Here is a 15,584-nt window from a genome sequence, read left to right on the forward strand (position 1 = left end):
CGCACCGATTGCGTGTGGCGGGCTGGTCGTGTGGCGGGCTTGTGCTGGGTGCTGGGTGCTGGGTGCTGGGTGCTGGGTGCGGGCGCGGGCGAACGGCCGTGGGGCCGTGCGGTGTGCGGGACGGGGCGCGTACGCCGACGGCCCGGTCCCACGTGGTGGGGGGCCGGGCCGTCGGGTGGTGCGGGTGCCGCTTGCGCGGGCGTTGGATCAGGCCTCCGCTGCGGCCGTCTTGCGGGTGCGGCGCGTGGCGGGCTTCGCCTCGGCCGCCTCGCCGGTCGCCTCCGCCGTCTCGACGGCTTCGGCGGCCTTGCGGGTGCGGCGGCGCGGCTTGGCCTCCGGCTCGCCGGTGGCCTGCGCCGGGATCTCCGCCGTGGCGGCGGTGGCGGCGGCCTTGCGAGTGCGCTTCGGCTTGGCCTCGGTGGCCTCCGCCGTGTCCACCGCCGCTTCGGCGGCCGGGGCCGCCTTCTTGCGGGTGCGCTTCGGCGCGGCCTCGGCGGCTTCGCCGGCCTCGACGGTCGCCTCGGCGGCCGTCGCCTTGCGGGCGCGGGTTCGCTTGGGGGCGGGCTCCGCGGCCTCGTCGGCGGTGGCGGCCGTGGCGGCGGTCTTGCGGGTGCGCTTCGGCTTGGCCTCGGCGTCTTCCGTCGTCTCCGTCGCGGCGGCCGTCTTGCGGGTGCGGCGCGGCTTGGCCTCGGTGGCCTCGACCGTGTCCGCCACCGCTTCGGCGGCGGGGGCCGCCTTCTTGCGGGTGCGCTTGGGCGCGGCCTCGGCGGCCTCGGCCACCTCCGCGGCCTCAGGGGTCGCCACGGCGGCCGTCGCCTTGCGGGCGCGGGTCCGCTTCGGTGCGACCTCGACGGCCTCCACCGTCTCCGCCGGGGCGGCCTCCGCCGTCTCGACGGCTTCGGCGGCCTTGCGGGTGCGGCGGCGCGGCTTGGCCTCCGCCTCGACGGCGGTGCCTTCGGCGGCGTCCGCCGCCTCGGGGGCCGCCGCTGCCTTCCGGGTGCGGCGCGGCTTGGCCTCGGTGGCCTCCGCCGTGTCCACCGCCGCCTCGGCGGCCGGGGCCGCCTTCTTGCGGGTGCGGCGCGGGGCCGGTGCGGCCTCCTCCGCCTCGGGCGCGGCGGTGACCGTCTCGGCCGCGGCCGGCGCCTCGACCGGCGTCGCCGCCCTGTCCTGCGCGGACCTGCGGGTCCGGGTGCGGCGCGGCTTCGCCGGGGCCTCGACGGCCTCGGCCGCCGCGACCGCGGACTCCACCGGCGCGACGGTCTCCACGGCCGCCACGGCCTGCGCGGCCGGTTCGGCGACCGGCTCGCTCGCCGTCGTCGCCGTGGCCGCCACCTGCTGCGCCGGGGCGCCGCTGCGGGTGCGGCGGCGACGGCGCGGGGTGCGGGTGGCACTCGCCTCGTCGGTCACCGCGGACTCGGCCGGCGTGGCCGCCGGGGCCGAGGGCGCCGCCGCGTCCAGGGGCGTACCGCCCCGCGTACGGCGGCGACGACGCGGAGTACGCGCCGAACGCTCGCCCTCGCGGTCACCGGCGCGCGCCTCGTCACGACCGCCGCGCTCCCGGCCGCCGCGATCACGGTCGCCACGGTCCCGGCCACCGCGGTCACGGTCGCCACGGCCGCCGCGCGCACCGCGTCCGCCGGTCTCGCCGAGGTCCTCCAGCACCTCCGCGTCCAGCCCGGCGCGGGTGCGCTCGGACCGGGGCAGGGTGCCCTTGGTGCCCTCGGGGATGCCCAGGTCGGAGAAGAGGTGCGGGGAGGTGGAGTACGTCTCCGGCGGGTCGCTGAAGCCCAGGTCCAGCGCCTTGTTGATCAGCTGCCAGCGCGGGATGTCGTCCCAGTCGACGAGCGTGATCGCCGTACCCTTGGCGCCCGCGCGGCCGGTGCGGCCGATGCGGTGCAGGTACGTCTTCTCCTCTTCCGGCGACTGGTAGTTGATGACGTGCGTGACGCCCTCGACGTCGATGCCGCGGGCGGCGACGTCGGTGCAGACGAGCACGTCCACCTTGCCGTTGCGGAAGGCGCGCAGCGCCTGCTCGCGGGCGCCCTGGCCGAGGTCGCCGTGGACCGCGCCGGAGGCGAACCCGCGCTGCTTGAGCTGGTCGGCGAGATCGGCCGCCGTGCGCTTGGTGCGGCAGAAGATCATCGCCAGCCCGCGGCCCTCGGCCTGCAGGATGCGCGCGACCATCTCGGGCTTGTCCATGTTGTGCGCGCGGTAGATGAACTGCGTGGTGTTCGCGACCGTGGCGCCCTCGTCGTCCGGCGCGGTGGCACGGATGTGGGTCGGCTGCGACATGTAGCGGCGGGCAAGGCCGATCACCGCGCCCGGCATGGTTGCCGAGAACAGCATGGTCTGCCGCTTGGCCGGCAGCATGCCGATGATCTTCTCGACGTCCGGCAGGAAGCCCAGGTCGAGCATCTCGTCGGCCTCGTCCAGGACGAGCGCCTTGACGTGCTTCAGGTTGAGCTTCTTCTGGCCGGCCAGGTCGAGCAGCCGGCCGGGGGTGCCGACGACGACGTCGACGCCGTTCTTCAGGGCCTCGACCTGGGGCTCGTAGGCCCGGCCGCCGTAGATCGCGACGACCCGGACGTTGCGCACCTTGCCGGCGGTCAGCAGGTCGTTGGTGACCTGCGTGCACAGCTCACGCGTCGGGACGACGACCAGCGCCTGCGGGGCGTCGGTGAGGGCCTCGGGCTTGGCGCGGCCGGCCTCGACGTCGGCGGGGACGGTCACGCGCTCGAGGAGCGGAAGGCCGAAGCCGAGCGTCTTTCCGGTGCCGGTCTTGGCCTGGCCGATGACGTCCGTGCCCGTGAGGGCCACGGGCAGCGTCATCTCCTGGATGGGGAAGGGGGTGGTGATGCCGACGGCTTCCAGCGCCTCGGCGGTCTCGGGAAGGATGCCGAGCTCTCGGAACGTGGTAGTCAGGGTGCTGCCTCTTCTGTGTATGTGCGGCGCGAGGCGAGCGCGGGGGTCGTGTCGTCTGACCGTGCCGGGGACGTCGGCCGCCTTCGGGGGCGGCTCGATGGCACAGGACCACAGCCGACGCTCTAGCGCTCGTACCGCTGAGGGTCTCCCTCCGATCGTCGTACGCACAGTGCCGTACGGTCAGGGAGGGCTGTCGGGTCGGAGCCGATCGGGCCACCGACCGGGCATCCTCATGCGTGCGCCCTGTCGGCATACGTCGGAATGCATCGGCGTACTCGGCGGGCGCATTACCACCATACCCCGGAATGCCGCACACGCGATGGCCGAATTGGTCACGTAGTCGTCGTCACACTCCCTGACCAGGTCCTTCCGAGGCCCGGCGAGCGGGCTATTGTGCGCTTCATGACGAGCTCCGACAAGCCCGACCACGTCTCCGACTCTTCCGCCGCACGCACCCAGATCGCCGCCCAGGACTGGACGACGGCCGCCGCCGACCCGCAGTACCGCGCCGCGGTCGTGGACCTGCTCGGCGCCCTCGCCTACGGCGAGCTGGCGGCGTTCGAACGGCTCGCGGAGGACGCCAAGCTGGCGCCCACCCTCGCGGACAAGGCCGAGCTGGCGAAGATGGCGTCGGCGGAGTTCCACCACTTCGAGCGGCTGCGCGACCGGCTCACCGAGATCGGCGCGGAGCCGACCGAGGCGATGGACCCGTTCGTGGCCGCGCTCGACGGCTTCCACAAGCAGACGGCGCCCTCGGACTGGCTGGAGGGGCTCGTCAAGGCGTACGTCGGCGACTCGATCGCCAGCGACTTCTACCGGGAGGTCGCCGCCCGTCTCGACTCCGACACCCGTGAACTGGTGCTGGCCGTCCTGGACGACACCGGGCACGCCGGGTTCGCGGTGGAGAAGGTGCGCGCGGCGATCGACGCGGACCCGCGCGTGGGCGGCCGGCTCGCGCTGTGGGCGCGGCGGCTGATGGGCGAGGCCCTGTCGCAGTCCCAGCGGGTGGTGGCCGACCGGGACGCGCTGTCCACGATGCTGGTCGGCGGCGTCGCCGACGGCTTCGACCTCGCCGAGGTCGGCCGGATGTTCTCCCGGATCACCGAGGCGCACACCAAGCGCATGTCCGCGCTGGGTCTGGCCGCCTGAGGTCCGCTCCGTCCTCTACCGCAGGGCGCCGATCGGGTGTCCTCCGGGAACCTGTCAGGGAGCGCGGGTCAGGGAACGCGGGTCAGGGAGTGCGCCGACGCCGGCGGCGGATCAGGCCGTCGCCGATCGTCGGCGCAGCCTTCCCGCGGGGCGCAGCAGCAGCGACAGCGAGGCGGCCGAGACGACCACCGCGCCGAGCAGACTCGGCAGGACGGACGCGGAGCCGAGCGCGCTGTGGGTGACGAAGTCGCCGAAGAGGGCGCCCGCGACGCCGGTCGACAGCACCAGCGGCCGGGACGGCAGCCGGTGCGCCAGACGGCGGAACACCGCCAGCCCGAACAGCAGACCCAGCACGGCGGAGCCGAGCGCCTCGAAGAACAACACGGTTCCCTCCCACACGGTCGGCCGGTGCTGACGGTCGTACCCGGTCATACCCCTGACCTGCGGAACACAACCCTCCTCTGTGGGCTGTTTGTGAATCTCCCGTGCGCCCGCCGGGCGCCGGACGCCTTCGGACGGCGGGCCCGGGACGACGGCATCAGCAGCCCGGCGGGCGGGCATGAGGAGGGGCCCGGCGCAACCGCCGGGCCCCTCCTCATGATCCTGTCGCCTTCGCGCCTACAGCGCGCCGAAGCCCACCTTGCGCGGCGCCGGCTCACCCAGCTCGACGTACGCGAGACGCTCGGCCGGGACCAGCACCTTGCGGCCGTGCTCGTCCACGAGGGACAGCAGCTGCGACTTGCCGGCCAGCGCCTCGGCCACCGCCCGCTCGACCTCCTCGGCGCTCTGACCGCTCTCCAGAACGATCTCGCGGGGCGCGTGCTGCACGCCGATCTTGACCTCCACGGCTATGTCCCTCCGACGGTCAGTGAAGTGCGCGACCTTCCGCGCCGTACCCAGCACACATTAGCCCGGTGAGGGGACGAACACGCTCCGCCGGGGCACGCCAGGAGCGAACAGGGGGCGGGAACAAACCCGCGGCCGCGCTCGGTGGCGTCGGTGGACGCTCAGTGCTGCTGGTCGCTGCCGTGCATCGGGAAACCGGCGATGCCGCGCCAGGCCAGCGACGCCAGCAACTGCACCGCCTGGTCGCGCGGGACGCTGCGGTCGCTGTGCAGCCAGGAGCGGGCCACCACCTGGGCGAGACCGCCGAGACCCGAGGCCAGCAGCATCGACTCCGCGCGCGAGAGGCCGGTGTCCTCGGCGATGACCTCGCAGATCGCCTCGGCGCACTCGTTGGTGACCTTGTCGACGCGCTCGCGCACCGCGGGCTCGTTCGTCAGGTCCGACTCGAACACCAGCCGGAAGGCGCCGCCGTCGTCCTCCACGTACGCGAAGTAGGCGTCCATCGTGGCCCGCACGCGCTGCTTGTTGTCGGTGGTCGACGCGAGCGCGCTGCGCACGGCCTGGATCAGCGACTCGCAGTGCTGGTCCAGCAGGGCGAGGTAGAGGTCGAGCTTGCCGGGGAAGTGCTGGTAGAGCACCGGCTTGCTGACGCCGGCGCGCTCGGCGATGTCGTCCATCGCGGCGGAGTGGTAGCCCTGCGCCACGAAGACTTCCTGCGCGGCGCCCAGCAACTGGTTCCGTCGGGCACGGCGCGGCAGGCGCGTGCCTCGCGGGCGTGCCGCCTCTGTCTGCTCGATGGCTGTCACGCCGCCTCCCAAAGTCGTCCCTGTGCGGTGTGCGCCGCGCCGCCATCGTACTTTTCGGTAACCGTACTGTGCGCGGTGCGAGCACGAAATTTCACGGACCGGACGGTTCCGAAACCGGCGCAGAACGCGCCACATGGTTCCAGGCCGGACGTGGCCGGACGCCCTCCCGCGCCGCTGCCCGGCGATGCCGTCCCCGCGCGCGGGCGGGCGCGGCGCCGGTGAGCGTGCCGCTCACCGGCGGGCCCGCGTCACCGGTGGCCGTCCCCGGTCACCCGCGCCGTCGACGGTGCGCGGCGGCCGGCGTCGTCACCGGTAGTCGTCCTCGTCGAGGGAGACCACCCGTGCCTGCTCGATGAGATCGGCCTCGCTGCCGCGGTCCGGGTCCACATCCGTCAGCGAGTCGTCCTCTTCCGGCGCGATGTCGGCCTTCTGCTCGGCCGCGTCGCCCTCCGGGGCCTCGACGTCGATCTCGGTGCCGTTCTCGGTGGCGGTCTCGTCCTCGAACGTCTCGGGATCGGTCGGGTCGAATGCCATTGCTGGGCTCCCTTCTGGTGGACGTCCCCGGAAGAAGCGGGGGCTGTGCGGGTGCCCTCTGTACGAGCGTAGGAGACACCCGATCCGGATGCCATGCCGCGCACGGCCCGAACAGGGGTCCTCCGCGGCGGCATGCAACCTATTTGTGACGGCGAACACATGAGCCACTACGTGATCGTCTCGTAACATTGCCGCATGTCTTCGACCGAGCTGCCTCCCGTGCCGCCCGCCAACGTCCTTCCCAGGGTGGCGCCCGTCTCGGTCGAGGAGGGCGAGCGGCAGCGCTCGGTCGAGCTGCCGGGCATCACCCTCAACGTGCGCTCCCGGCCCCCCGCGCGCGAGGGCCTGCCGCCCGCGCTCTACGTGCACGGCCTCGGCGGCTCCTCGCAGAACTGGTCGGCGCTGATGGCCCTGCTGGACGACGCCGTCGACGGCGAGGCCGTCGACCTGCCGGGCTTCGGCGACTCCCCGCCGCCGGACGACGGCAACTACTCGGTCACGGCCCACGCGCGCGCGGTGATCCGCCTCCTCGACGCCTCCGGCCGCGGCCCCGTCCACCTCTTCGGCAACTCGCTGGGCGGCGCCGTCTCCACGCGCGTGGCCGCGCTCCGCCCCGACCTGGTGCGCACGCTCACGCTGGTGTCGCCCGCGCTGCCCGAGCTGCGCGTGCAGCGCTCCGCCGTGCCGACCGGGCTGCTCGCCCTGCCGGGTGTGGCCGCGCTGTTCACCCGGCTCACCAAGGAGTGGACGGCCGAGCAGCGGGTCCGCGGCGTCATGGCCCTGTGCTACGGCGACCCCGCGCGGGTGACGCCCGAAGGGTTCCGCACCGCGGTGCGCGAGATGGAACGACGCCTCCAGCTGCCGTACTTCTGGGACGCGATGGCACGCTCCGCGCGCGGGATCGTGGACGCGTACACACTGGGCGGCCAGCACGGGCTGTGGCGTCAGGCCGAACGGGTGCTCGCCCCCACCCTGCTGGTCTACGGCGGCCGGGACCAGCTCGTCGGCTTCCGGATGGCGCGGCGGGCGGCGCGGGCGTTCCGCGACTCCCGGCTGCTCACCCTGCCGGACGCGGGCCATGTGGCGATGATGGAGTACCCCGAGACGGTCGCGACCGCCTTCCGCGAGCTGCTGACGGAGACCGGGCAGCGGGCGCGGCCGGCGCGACGCGGTACGGCGCCGCACGGCACGGCGGAGGAGGAGTCGGCGGGGCCGAGGGCGGGAGCCGACGGTGGCGGGACGGCCCCCGATGCCGGGGCCTCTGGTACGAGTACGGGCTTGGGGGGCTGAGGGGCCAGGTGGGACGCCACAGCCGCCGCGGACCCGCCCCCAAGGGCGACAGCGCGGAGACAACTGCAGGACGGGACGGCCGCGACGGCCAGGGCGGGCTCGGCGGCCCGGCGAGTCAGGGCGGCCAGGACGGCCGGGACAGCCGTGTCGGCCGGGACGGTCAGGAGCGGCGAGGCCGGTGGGGCCGCCGGGAGGGCCGGGGCGGTCCCGAGGCGCGCGACGGCGGTCAGGAGGGGCTGCCGGTCCGGCCGGGCCCGGGTGCGGTCGCCGGGCCGGGCGCGATGCCGGGCCAGGCCGCGGTGCGCGCGCCCGGCGACGGGATGCCGGATGGTCGCGGGCAGCAGGGCGGCCGCGGGCCCCGGGGTGCGGTGCCGGGCGGCCGGGGGCAGCAGGGCGGTCGGGGGCAGCAGGGCGTGACGCCGGGCGGCCGGGGGCCGCAGGGTGCGGTGCCGCCGGGGCGGGGAACCGCTCGCGGACCGGTCCCGGCGCCCGGACAGCAGTGGCCGGGCGGCGGCCCGGCCCACGGAGGCCCGCGTCTCCCCGACGGGACCCCTGCGCACGGCGTTCCGCGCCTTCCTGACGGCACGCCCGCCGGTGGCGTCCCGCACCTTCACGACGGCACCCCCGCGCACGGCGTCCCGCGCGTCCCCGGCGGTACGCCGGCCCACGGCGTCCCGCGCTTCCCGGACGGCAGCCCCGCGCGCGGGGTTCCCCGGCTTCCTGACGGCACCCCGGCCCATGGCGTCCCGGCCCACGGCGTCCCCCGTCTCCCCGACGGCACCCCCGCTCACGGCGTCCCGCAGGCTCGCGGGGGACATCCCGAGCAGCGGGAAGCCGGGGGCGGCTGGGGGCGGTTGGGCTCCCGGAGCGAGGACGCGGACGGTGGCCGGCGGGGTCGGCGCGGCGGTGCCGGCACGGTCGGCGCGGCGCCCTCCGCGGGTCCCGTGCTGCCCATCCCGCGGCAGCGGCAGGCGCCCCCGGGCGGCCCCGGCCCCCGCCAGGACTACCTCGACGCCTTCGACGAGGACGACGACGTCTTCGCGCCCCGGCCCTCCGGCGGCCCGCAGCGCCCGGACACGGCGGAAACCGCCGCCACCGCCGCAGTCCCGCCCGCGCGGAACGGGGAGGACTTCACCGCCGACGGCCCCGCGGACGGCGTCGAACCGGACGCCGAACCGCCCGTCCGGGGCAAAGCCGTCGTCCCCAAGGGCCGGACGTTCACCGGCATCGCCGCCGCCGCGGTCACCACCGTGCTCGCCGTCGTCGTCGCCGGACAGGTCGCCGACGGTCACTCCGGCGCCCGTACGCAGGCCGCCCCGGGCGGCGCCGGCGACCTCCGCGGCACCACGGCGGCGGACGGCGGGGCGAGTGCGACACCGTCCCCGCGCGCGGTGACGCTGACGTACGCCGAGAAGATGGACACGAAGTACCCGCTCAGCCCCGCTCTCAAGGGCTCGGGGAAGTTCGAGACGGTGCCGGGCTTCGCCAAGGCGCCGGGCACGGGACGCAAGTACACCTATCGCGTCGACATCGAGCAGGGCCTCGGACTGGAGGGGCAGCTGTTCGCCGACGCCGTGCAGAAGACCCTCAACGACCACCGCAGCTGGGCCCACGGCGGCGCCCGCACCTTCGAGCGGATCTCCTCCGGCCGGCCCGACTTCGTGATCACCCTCGCGAGCCCGGGCACCACCGCGGCCTGGTGCGCCAAGTCCGGACTGGACACCACCGAGGACAACGTCTCCTGCGACTCCGCCGCCACCGAACGCGTGATGATCAACGCGTACCGGTGGGCCCAGGGCTCCAAGACCTACGGCGACGCCATGTACGCCTACCGGCAGATGTTGATCAACCACGAGGTCGGCCACCGGCTCGGCTACAACCACGTCACCTGTCAGAAGGACGGCGCCCTGGCGCCGGTCATGCAGCAGCAGACGAAGTTCCTCGACCACGACGGAATCCACTGTCTGCCCAACGCCTGGCCCTATCCCGCCAGTTGACCGTCAACGTGTGGATCACGTTGACAATGTGGCGAATGGTCGTACATATTGCTGCGCATGTGGTCCCGTCATGCCGTCAACAGCGCCGCCATCGAGCTGGCGCTCTTCGGCGTGACCGCTCTCTGCGTGGCCGACATCCACTGTCGCTGACGCCCGCCCCCGGCGCGTGCGTCGCATCGCTCATCCCTTCACCGTGAACGGCCCCTCCGTGCTCCAGTTCTGAGCGCGGCCTTCCGTCCGCGGCCTCTCGACGACTCGCGCCGAGGCGGACGTCTGCTCACGTTCGTCTCACTCCTCGTCAATCTGTCTCGCGATCCGGGACAAGTCCTCCGAGAGGTCGTCACTCCGATGCGTCAAACGTCCGTCATAGCCCGCCGCGTGGCCGCGGCATCCGTCAGCCTGGTCGTGGCAGCGGGCGCCGCCGCCTGCGGGCCCGAGGACAACGATGCCAAGAGCACCGGCGGCGACGCGCAGCCCCACAAGGGCGGCACCCTCAGCGTCCTGAACGCCCAGCCGCAGGAGGACTTCGACCCGGCCCGCCTCTACACCTCCGGCGGCGGCAACGTCCCCTCGCTCGTCTTCCGCACCCTCACCACCCGCAACCGCGAGAACGGCGCCGCCGGCGCGAAGGTCGTGCCCGACCTCGCCACCGACACCGGGCGCCCCAGCAAGGACGCGACCGTGTGGACGTACACCCTCAAGGAGGGGCTGAAGTACGAGGACGGCACGCCGATCACCTCGGCCGACATCAAGTACGGCATCGAGCGCTCCTTCGCCCCCGAACTCTCCGGCGGCGCGCCCTACCTGCGGGACTGGCTGGTCGGCGCGGCCGACTACCAGGGGCCGTACAAGGACAAGAAGGGCCTCGCCGCGATCGAGACGCCCGACAGCCGGACCATCGTCTTCCATCTGAACAAGCCCGAGGGCGAGTTCCCGTTCCTGGCCACCCAGACGCAGTTCACGCCGGTGCCCAAGAGCAAGGACACCGGCACCAAGTACGAGGAGCACCCGGTCTCCTCCGGGCCGTACAAGGTCGTCAAGAACGAGAACGACGGCGAGCACCTGGTCCTGGAGCGCAACCCCCACTGGTCGGCCGCCACGGACGCCGAGCGCAAGGCCTATCCGGACCGCATCGACGTACGCTCCGGCCTCGACTCCTCGGTGATCAACCAGCGCCTGTCCGCCTCCCAGGGCGCGGACGCCGCCGCCGTCACCACCGACACCAACCTCGGCCCGGCCGAACTCGCCAAGGTCAGCGGCGACAAGGCGCTCGCCGCGCGCGTGGGCACCGGCCACTTCGGCTACACGAACTACATCGCGTTCAACCCGAAGGTGAAGCCGTTCGACAACCCGAAGGTGCGCCAGGCGATCGCCTACGCCGTCGACCGCTCCTCGGTCGTGAACGCGGCCGGCGGCTCCGCGCTGGCCGAGCCCGCCACCACCTTCCTGCCGAACCAGAAGTCCTTCGGCTACACGCCCTACGACCCCTTCCCGGCGGGCGCCTCCGGCAACGCGGCCAAGGCCAGGGAACTGCTCGACGAGGCCGGTTACAAGAACGGCCTCACCGTCACCCTGACCCACTCCAACAGCAAGGACTTCGAGACCAGCCCGGAGATCGCGACCGCCCTGCAGGACGCGCTCAAGAAGGCCGGCATCACCGTCAAGCTGCAGGGGCTGGAGGAGAACGACTACAAGAGCAAGATCCACGACGTGAAGAGCGAGCCGGGCTTCTTCCTCGCCCACTGGGGCGCCGACTGGCCCTCCGGCGGCCCGTTCCTCGCCCCGATCTTCGACGGCCGGCAGATCGTCAAGGACGGCGCGAACTTCAACACCGGCCAGTTGAACGACAAGTCGGTCAATGCCGAGATTGACGCGATCAACAAGTTGACCGACCTTGACGCCGCCGCCCAGCGGTGGGGCGCACTGGACAAGAAGATCGGCGAGCAGGCCCTGACCGTGCCGCTGTTCCACCCCGTCTACAAGCGCCTGTACGGCAAGGACGTCAAGAACATCGTGATCAGCGACTGGACCGGCGTGCTGGACATCTCCCAGGTCGCGGTGAAGTGACGCCGTGAGTGAGGTACTCGCCGCCTCCGAGGCCGCCGCGACGGACGTCTCCGTCCCGGCGGCCCCGGGGGCCCGCCCGTTCTGGCGGCGGCTGCGCGCGCAGCGCGCCGCCCTCGTCGCGGCCGTCGTCGTCGCCCTGCTCGTCCTGGTCGCGCTCGCCGCGCCCCTGCTCACCGCCCTGGAGGGCCAGGACCCGACCACCTACCACCCCGGCCTGATCGACTCCGCGCGCGGCGGAGTGCCCGTCGGCTCCTTCGGCGGCGCCGGCGCCGACCACTGGCTCGGCGTCGAACCGCAGACCGGGCGCGACCTGTTCGCCCGGCTCGTGTACGGGGCGCGGGTCTCCCTCGGCGTCGCGCTCGCCGCGACCGTCGTGCAGATCGCCCTCGGCGTCACCGTCGGCGTCGCCGCCGCGCTCGGCAACCGCTGGGTTGATCAACTGTTGAGCCGGCTCACCGACATCATCGTCGCCATGCCGTTGATGATCATGTCGCTGGCGCTGCTCGCGATCGTGCCGCAGAGCTTCCCGCGCCCGGTCCTGGTCGCCCTCGTCATCGGCCTCATCGCCTGGGGCAACATCGCCAAGATCGTCCGGGCCCAGACGCTCACCCTCAAGGGCCTCGACCACGTCGCCGCCGCCCGGCTCAGCGGCTGGGGCGCCTGGCGCATCGCCCGCCGCGAACTGCTGCCCGGACTGGCCGCCCCGGTCATCACCTACGCCGCGCTGCTCGTCCCCACCAACATCGCCGTCGAGGCCGCGCTGTCCTTCCTCGGCGTCGGCGTGAAGCCGCCCACCCCGTCCTGGGGACAGATGCTCACCGCGGCCGACGTCTGGTACCAGGCCGCCCCGCAGTACCTGCTGTTCCCCGCGGGCGCCCTGTTCGTGACCGTCGTCGCCCTCACCGTCCTCGGCGACGGCGTGCGCACGGCCCTGGACCCGCGCGCCGCCTCCCGCCTGCGCGTGGGCACCGGCCGCAAGCGGGAGGCCGGGGCCGAGACCCCGGACACCGCGGCCGGACCCCGCACGGCCGGGACGGACCCGCGGCCCCGCACGGCCGGGACGGACACGCAGCCCCGCACGGCCGGGACCGGCGCGGAAGCGCGCGCGGCCGGCACGGACAAGGAGGAGACCGCATGAGCGTCTTCGGCGGACTCACCGGCTTCGTGCTGCGCCGCGTCCTCGGCGCCGTCGCCACCCTCTTCGCCCTCTCGGTCATCGTCTACGTCGTCTTCTACGCCGCCCCCGGCAACGTCGCCCAGATCACCTGCGGCCCGCGCTGCTCGCCCGAACAGCTGCACCAGGTCGCCCAGCAACTGCGCCTGGACGACCCGCTGCACGTGCGCTACTGGCACTTCCTCGAAGGCCTCGTCGCCGGCCACGACTACTCCACCGGCACCTCGGTGGAGCACTGCCCGGCGCCCTGCCTCGGGGTCTCCTACCAGAGCGGCCGGCAGGTCATGAGCATCATCACGGCCAAGCTCCCGGTGAGCCTGTCCCTCGTCGCCGGCGCGATGGTGCTGTGGCTCGTCCTCGGCGTCGGCACCGGGGTGCTCTCCGCCTGGCGGCGCGGCCGCACCTCCGAGCGGGTGCTCACCGCGCTCACCCTCGCGGGCACGGCCACCCCCGTGTTCGTCATCGGACTGGTCCTGATGATCGTCGTGTGCGGCGAGTTCCAGTGGCTGCCCTTCCCGCAGTACGTGAACCTCACCGACGACCCCGAGCAGTGGGCCTGGAACCTGCTGCTGCCCTGGCTCTCGCTCGCCCTGATCGAGGCCGCCGCCTTCGCCCGGCTGACCCGCGCCAGCATGCTGGAGACGCTCGCCGAGGACCACATCCGCACCTTCCGCGCCTACGGCGTCGGCGAGCGGTCGGTCGTCGGCCGGCACGCGCTGCGCGGGGCCCTCGCGCCCGTCATCGCGCTCAACGCCAACAACGTCGGCTCGGCGGTCGGCGGCGCGGTCCTCACCGAGACCCTCTTCGGCCTGCCCGGCATCGGCCAGGAGCTGGTGCACGCGGTGAACGTCGTCGACCTGCCGGTGGTCGTCGGCATGGTCCTGGTCGTCGGCTTCTTCGTGGTCATCGCCAACACCGTCGCGGACGTGCTGTTCGCGGTGGCCGACCGACGGGTGGTGCTCGCATGAGCCCGGTCCAAACCACGGGCGACGCCCGTACGAACCTGGTCGAAGTGACCGATCTGAGCGTGGAGTTCGGGGAGGTGCGCGCCGTGGACGGACTCTCCTTCCGGCTGGCGCGGGGCGCCGCGCTCGCGCTGGTCGGCGAGTCCGGCTCCGGCAAGTCGACGGTCGCCTCGGCACTGCTCGGACTGCACCACGGCACCGGGGCGCGGGTGCGCGGCTCGGTTCTGGTCGCCGGGACCGACGTCCAGCGGGCGTCCGGCGAGGAACTGCGGCGGCTGCGCGGCGCGAAGGCCGCCATGGTCTTCCAGGACCCGCTGTCCTCGCTCGACCCGTACTACGCCATCGGCGACCAGATCGCCGAGGTGTACCGCGTCCATACGCGTGCCTCACGTCGTGCGGCACGCGCGCGTGCCGTGCGGGTGCTGGAGCGCGTCGGCATCCCGGACGCGGCCCGGCGCTCCCGCGCGCGGCCGCACGAGTTCAGCGGCGGCATGCGCCAGCGCGCCCTGATCGCCATGGCGCTGGCCTGCGAACCCGATCTGCTGATCGCCGACGAGCCGACCACCGCGCTCGACGTGACCGTCCAGGCGCAGATCCTCGACCTGCTGCACACGCTGCGCGAGGAGACCGGCATGGGCCTGCTGCTCGTCACCCACGACGTCGGCGTCGCCGCCGAGAGCGTGGACGAGGTGCTGGTCATGCGGGACGGGAGGGCGGTCGAGCACGGCCCGGTCACCGCCGTCCTCGGGGCCCCGTCGGCGGCGTACACCCGGGAACTGCTGGGCGCCGTCCCGCGCGTGGACGCCCCGCGCGAGACCCGGAAGGCGGACTCCGGGCAAGGCGAGGCGGTCCTGGAGGCGACGGGACTGCGCCGCGAGTTCGGGCGGGGCCGAAGGACGCTCACCGCCGTCGACGGGGTCTCGCTGACCCTGCGCCGGGGCGAGACCCTCGGCGTCGTGGGGGAGAGCGGCAGCGGCAAGACGACGCTCGGCCGGATGCTGGTCGGGCTGCTGGAGCCGACGGCCGGCGAGGTCCGGTTCGAGGGCCGCGCCCGGCGCGGGGTGGACCCGGCCGTGCAGATGGTCTTCCAGGACCCCGTGTCCTCCCTCAACCCCCGCCGCAGCGTGGGCGAGTCGGTCGCCGACCCGCTGCGGGCGCGCGGCGAGCGCGACGAGGGGCGCATCCGCCGGCGGGTGACGGAACTGCTGGAGCGCGTGGGGCTCGAAGGGGCGCACTACGACCGCTACCCGCACGAGTTCAGCGGCGGCCAGCGCCAGCGCGTGGGCATCGCCCGGGCCCTCGCCGCCGACCCGAAGGTCATCGTGTGCGACGAGCCCGTCTCCGCGCTCGACGTCACCACCCAGGCCCAGGTCGTCGCCCTGCTCGGCGAGTTGCAGCGGGAACTGGGGATCGCCCTCGTGTTCGTCGCCCACGACCTGGCCGTGGTGCGCCAGGTCAGCGACCGGGTCGCCGTGATGCACCGCGGCCGGATCGTCGAGGAGGGCCCGGCCGACGAGGTCTACGGCGCGCCGCGCGACCCGTACACCCGGCAGCTGCTGGCCGCCGTGCCCGCGCTCGACCCCGAGGCGGCCGCCCGCCGCCGGGCCGCCCGCCGGGAGCCGGCCACGGCCTGAGGGCACGCGGAGGACCCCCGCTGGGGAGGCTCACAGGGTGACGGCGGGTAGCTCCGCGAGCCGCTAGCGCGGTCAAACGCGACCCGCACGGGAAAGTCACGACCGTTCACCCCTTCTGGTGGCGCGATGGACAACCGTCCGTCGCGCCACCGGCATGTCCGCATACCTTCGTCCCGCTGTACGCCGCCGGCACCGCCCGG

General features: G+C 73.9%; 13 protein-coding genes. 8 read left to right on the forward strand and 5 right to left on the reverse strand.

Annotation, left to right across the window (positions count from 1 at the left end; genetic code table 11):
• Positions 1 to 207: 207 nt before the first annotated feature.
• A complete protein-coding gene (locus K7787_RS04855; protein WP_223000591.1) occupies positions 208 to 2,829 on the reverse strand; it encodes a DEAD/DEAH box helicase in 2,622 nt (873 codons plus the stop codon).
• A 486-nt stretch (positions 2,830 to 3,315) separates the two neighbouring features.
• On the opposite strand from K7787_RS04855, the gene K7787_RS04860 reads away from it, so the two are divergent.
• Entirely contained in the window at positions 3,316 to 4,071 is a 756-nt protein-coding gene (locus K7787_RS04860) for a ferritin-like fold-containing protein (RefSeq protein WP_009190486.1), read from the forward strand.
• Between the two features lie 111 nt (positions 4,072 to 4,182).
• Here the strand turns inward: K7787_RS04860 and K7787_RS04865 are convergent, their stop codons facing one another.
• The 4 genes from K7787_RS04865 to K7787_RS04880 all read right to left on the reverse strand — a co-directional run bounded on the left by K7787_RS04865 (position 4,183) and on the right by K7787_RS04880 (position 6,257).
• Positions 4,183 to 4,503: a hypothetical protein gene (locus K7787_RS04865; RefSeq protein ID WP_050790764.1), complete on the reverse strand. Its 321-nt coding sequence runs from the start codon at positions 4,501 to 4,503 to the stop codon at positions 4,183 to 4,185.
• Between the two features lie 186 nt (positions 4,504 to 4,689).
• Positions 4,690 to 4,917 carry a DUF3107 domain-containing protein gene (locus K7787_RS04870; RefSeq protein WP_019980336.1) on the reverse strand — a complete coding sequence of 76 codons (228 nt, stop codon included), beginning with the start codon at positions 4,915 to 4,917 and terminating at the stop codon, positions 4,690 to 4,692.
• 161 nt (positions 4,918 to 5,078) lie between these two features.
• Positions 5,079 to 5,723: a TetR/AcrR family transcriptional regulator gene (locus K7787_RS04875; protein ID WP_009190489.1), complete on the reverse strand. Its 645-nt coding sequence runs from the start codon at positions 5,721 to 5,723 to the stop codon at positions 5,079 to 5,081.
• Positions 5,724 to 6,029: 306 nt separating this feature from the next.
• A complete protein-coding gene (locus K7787_RS04880) occupies positions 6,030 to 6,257 on the reverse strand; it encodes an Rv3202a family protein (RefSeq protein ID WP_043261261.1) in 228 nt (75 codons plus the stop codon).
• 195 nt (positions 6,258 to 6,452) lie between these two features.
• Here K7787_RS04880 and K7787_RS04885 point away from each other — a divergent pair, with 195 nt between their 5' ends.
• The 7 genes from K7787_RS04885 (at position 6,453) to K7787_RS04910 (ending at position 15,384) form a co-directional block, all read left to right on the forward strand.
• Positions 6,453 to 7,547 carry an alpha/beta fold hydrolase gene (locus K7787_RS04885; protein WP_223000592.1) on the forward strand — a complete coding sequence of 365 codons (1,095 nt, stop codon included), beginning with the start codon at positions 6,453 to 6,455 and terminating at the stop codon, positions 7,545 to 7,547.
• 944 nt (positions 7,548 to 8,491) lie between these two features.
• A complete protein-coding gene (locus K7787_RS31580; protein WP_223000593.1) occupies positions 8,492 to 9,544 on the forward strand; it encodes a DUF3152 domain-containing protein in 1,053 nt (350 codons plus the stop codon).
• Between the two features lie 57 nt (positions 9,545 to 9,601).
• Complete coding sequence (locus K7787_RS32380) at positions 9,602 to 9,694, forward strand: Ms4533A family Cys-rich leader peptide (RefSeq protein WP_019980341.1); 93 nt, start codon at positions 9,602 to 9,604, stop codon at positions 9,692 to 9,694.
• Between the two features lie 198 nt (positions 9,695 to 9,892).
• On the forward strand, positions 9,893 to 11,611 hold the full coding sequence (locus K7787_RS04895) for an ABC transporter substrate-binding protein (RefSeq protein WP_223000594.1): 1,719 nt from the start codon (positions 9,893 to 9,895) through the stop codon (positions 11,609 to 11,611).
• 4 nt (positions 11,612 to 11,615) lie between these two features.
• Complete coding sequence (locus K7787_RS04900; RefSeq protein WP_223000595.1) at positions 11,616 to 12,749, forward strand: ABC transporter permease; 1,134 nt, start codon at positions 11,616 to 11,618, stop codon at positions 12,747 to 12,749.
• Positions 12,746 to 13,753 (forward strand): ABC transporter permease, encoded by a 1,008-nt coding sequence (locus K7787_RS04905; RefSeq protein ID WP_223000596.1) that lies wholly within the window; start codon positions 12,746 to 12,748, stop codon positions 13,751 to 13,753. The genes K7787_RS04900 and K7787_RS04905 overlap by 4 nt, the downstream gene beginning before the upstream one ends.
• A complete protein-coding gene (locus tag K7787_RS04910) occupies positions 13,750 to 15,384 on the forward strand; it encodes a dipeptide ABC transporter ATP-binding protein (RefSeq protein WP_223000597.1) in 1,635 nt (544 codons plus the stop codon). Before K7787_RS04905 ends, K7787_RS04910 begins: the two co-directional genes overlap by 4 nt.
• The last annotated feature ends 200 nt before the right edge of the window (positions 15,385 to 15,584 follow it).

This window comes from Streptomyces sennicomposti, from assembly GCF_019890635.1.
Classification (GTDB): Bacteria; Actinomycetota; Actinomycetes; order Streptomycetales; family Streptomycetaceae; genus Streptomyces; species Streptomyces sennicomposti.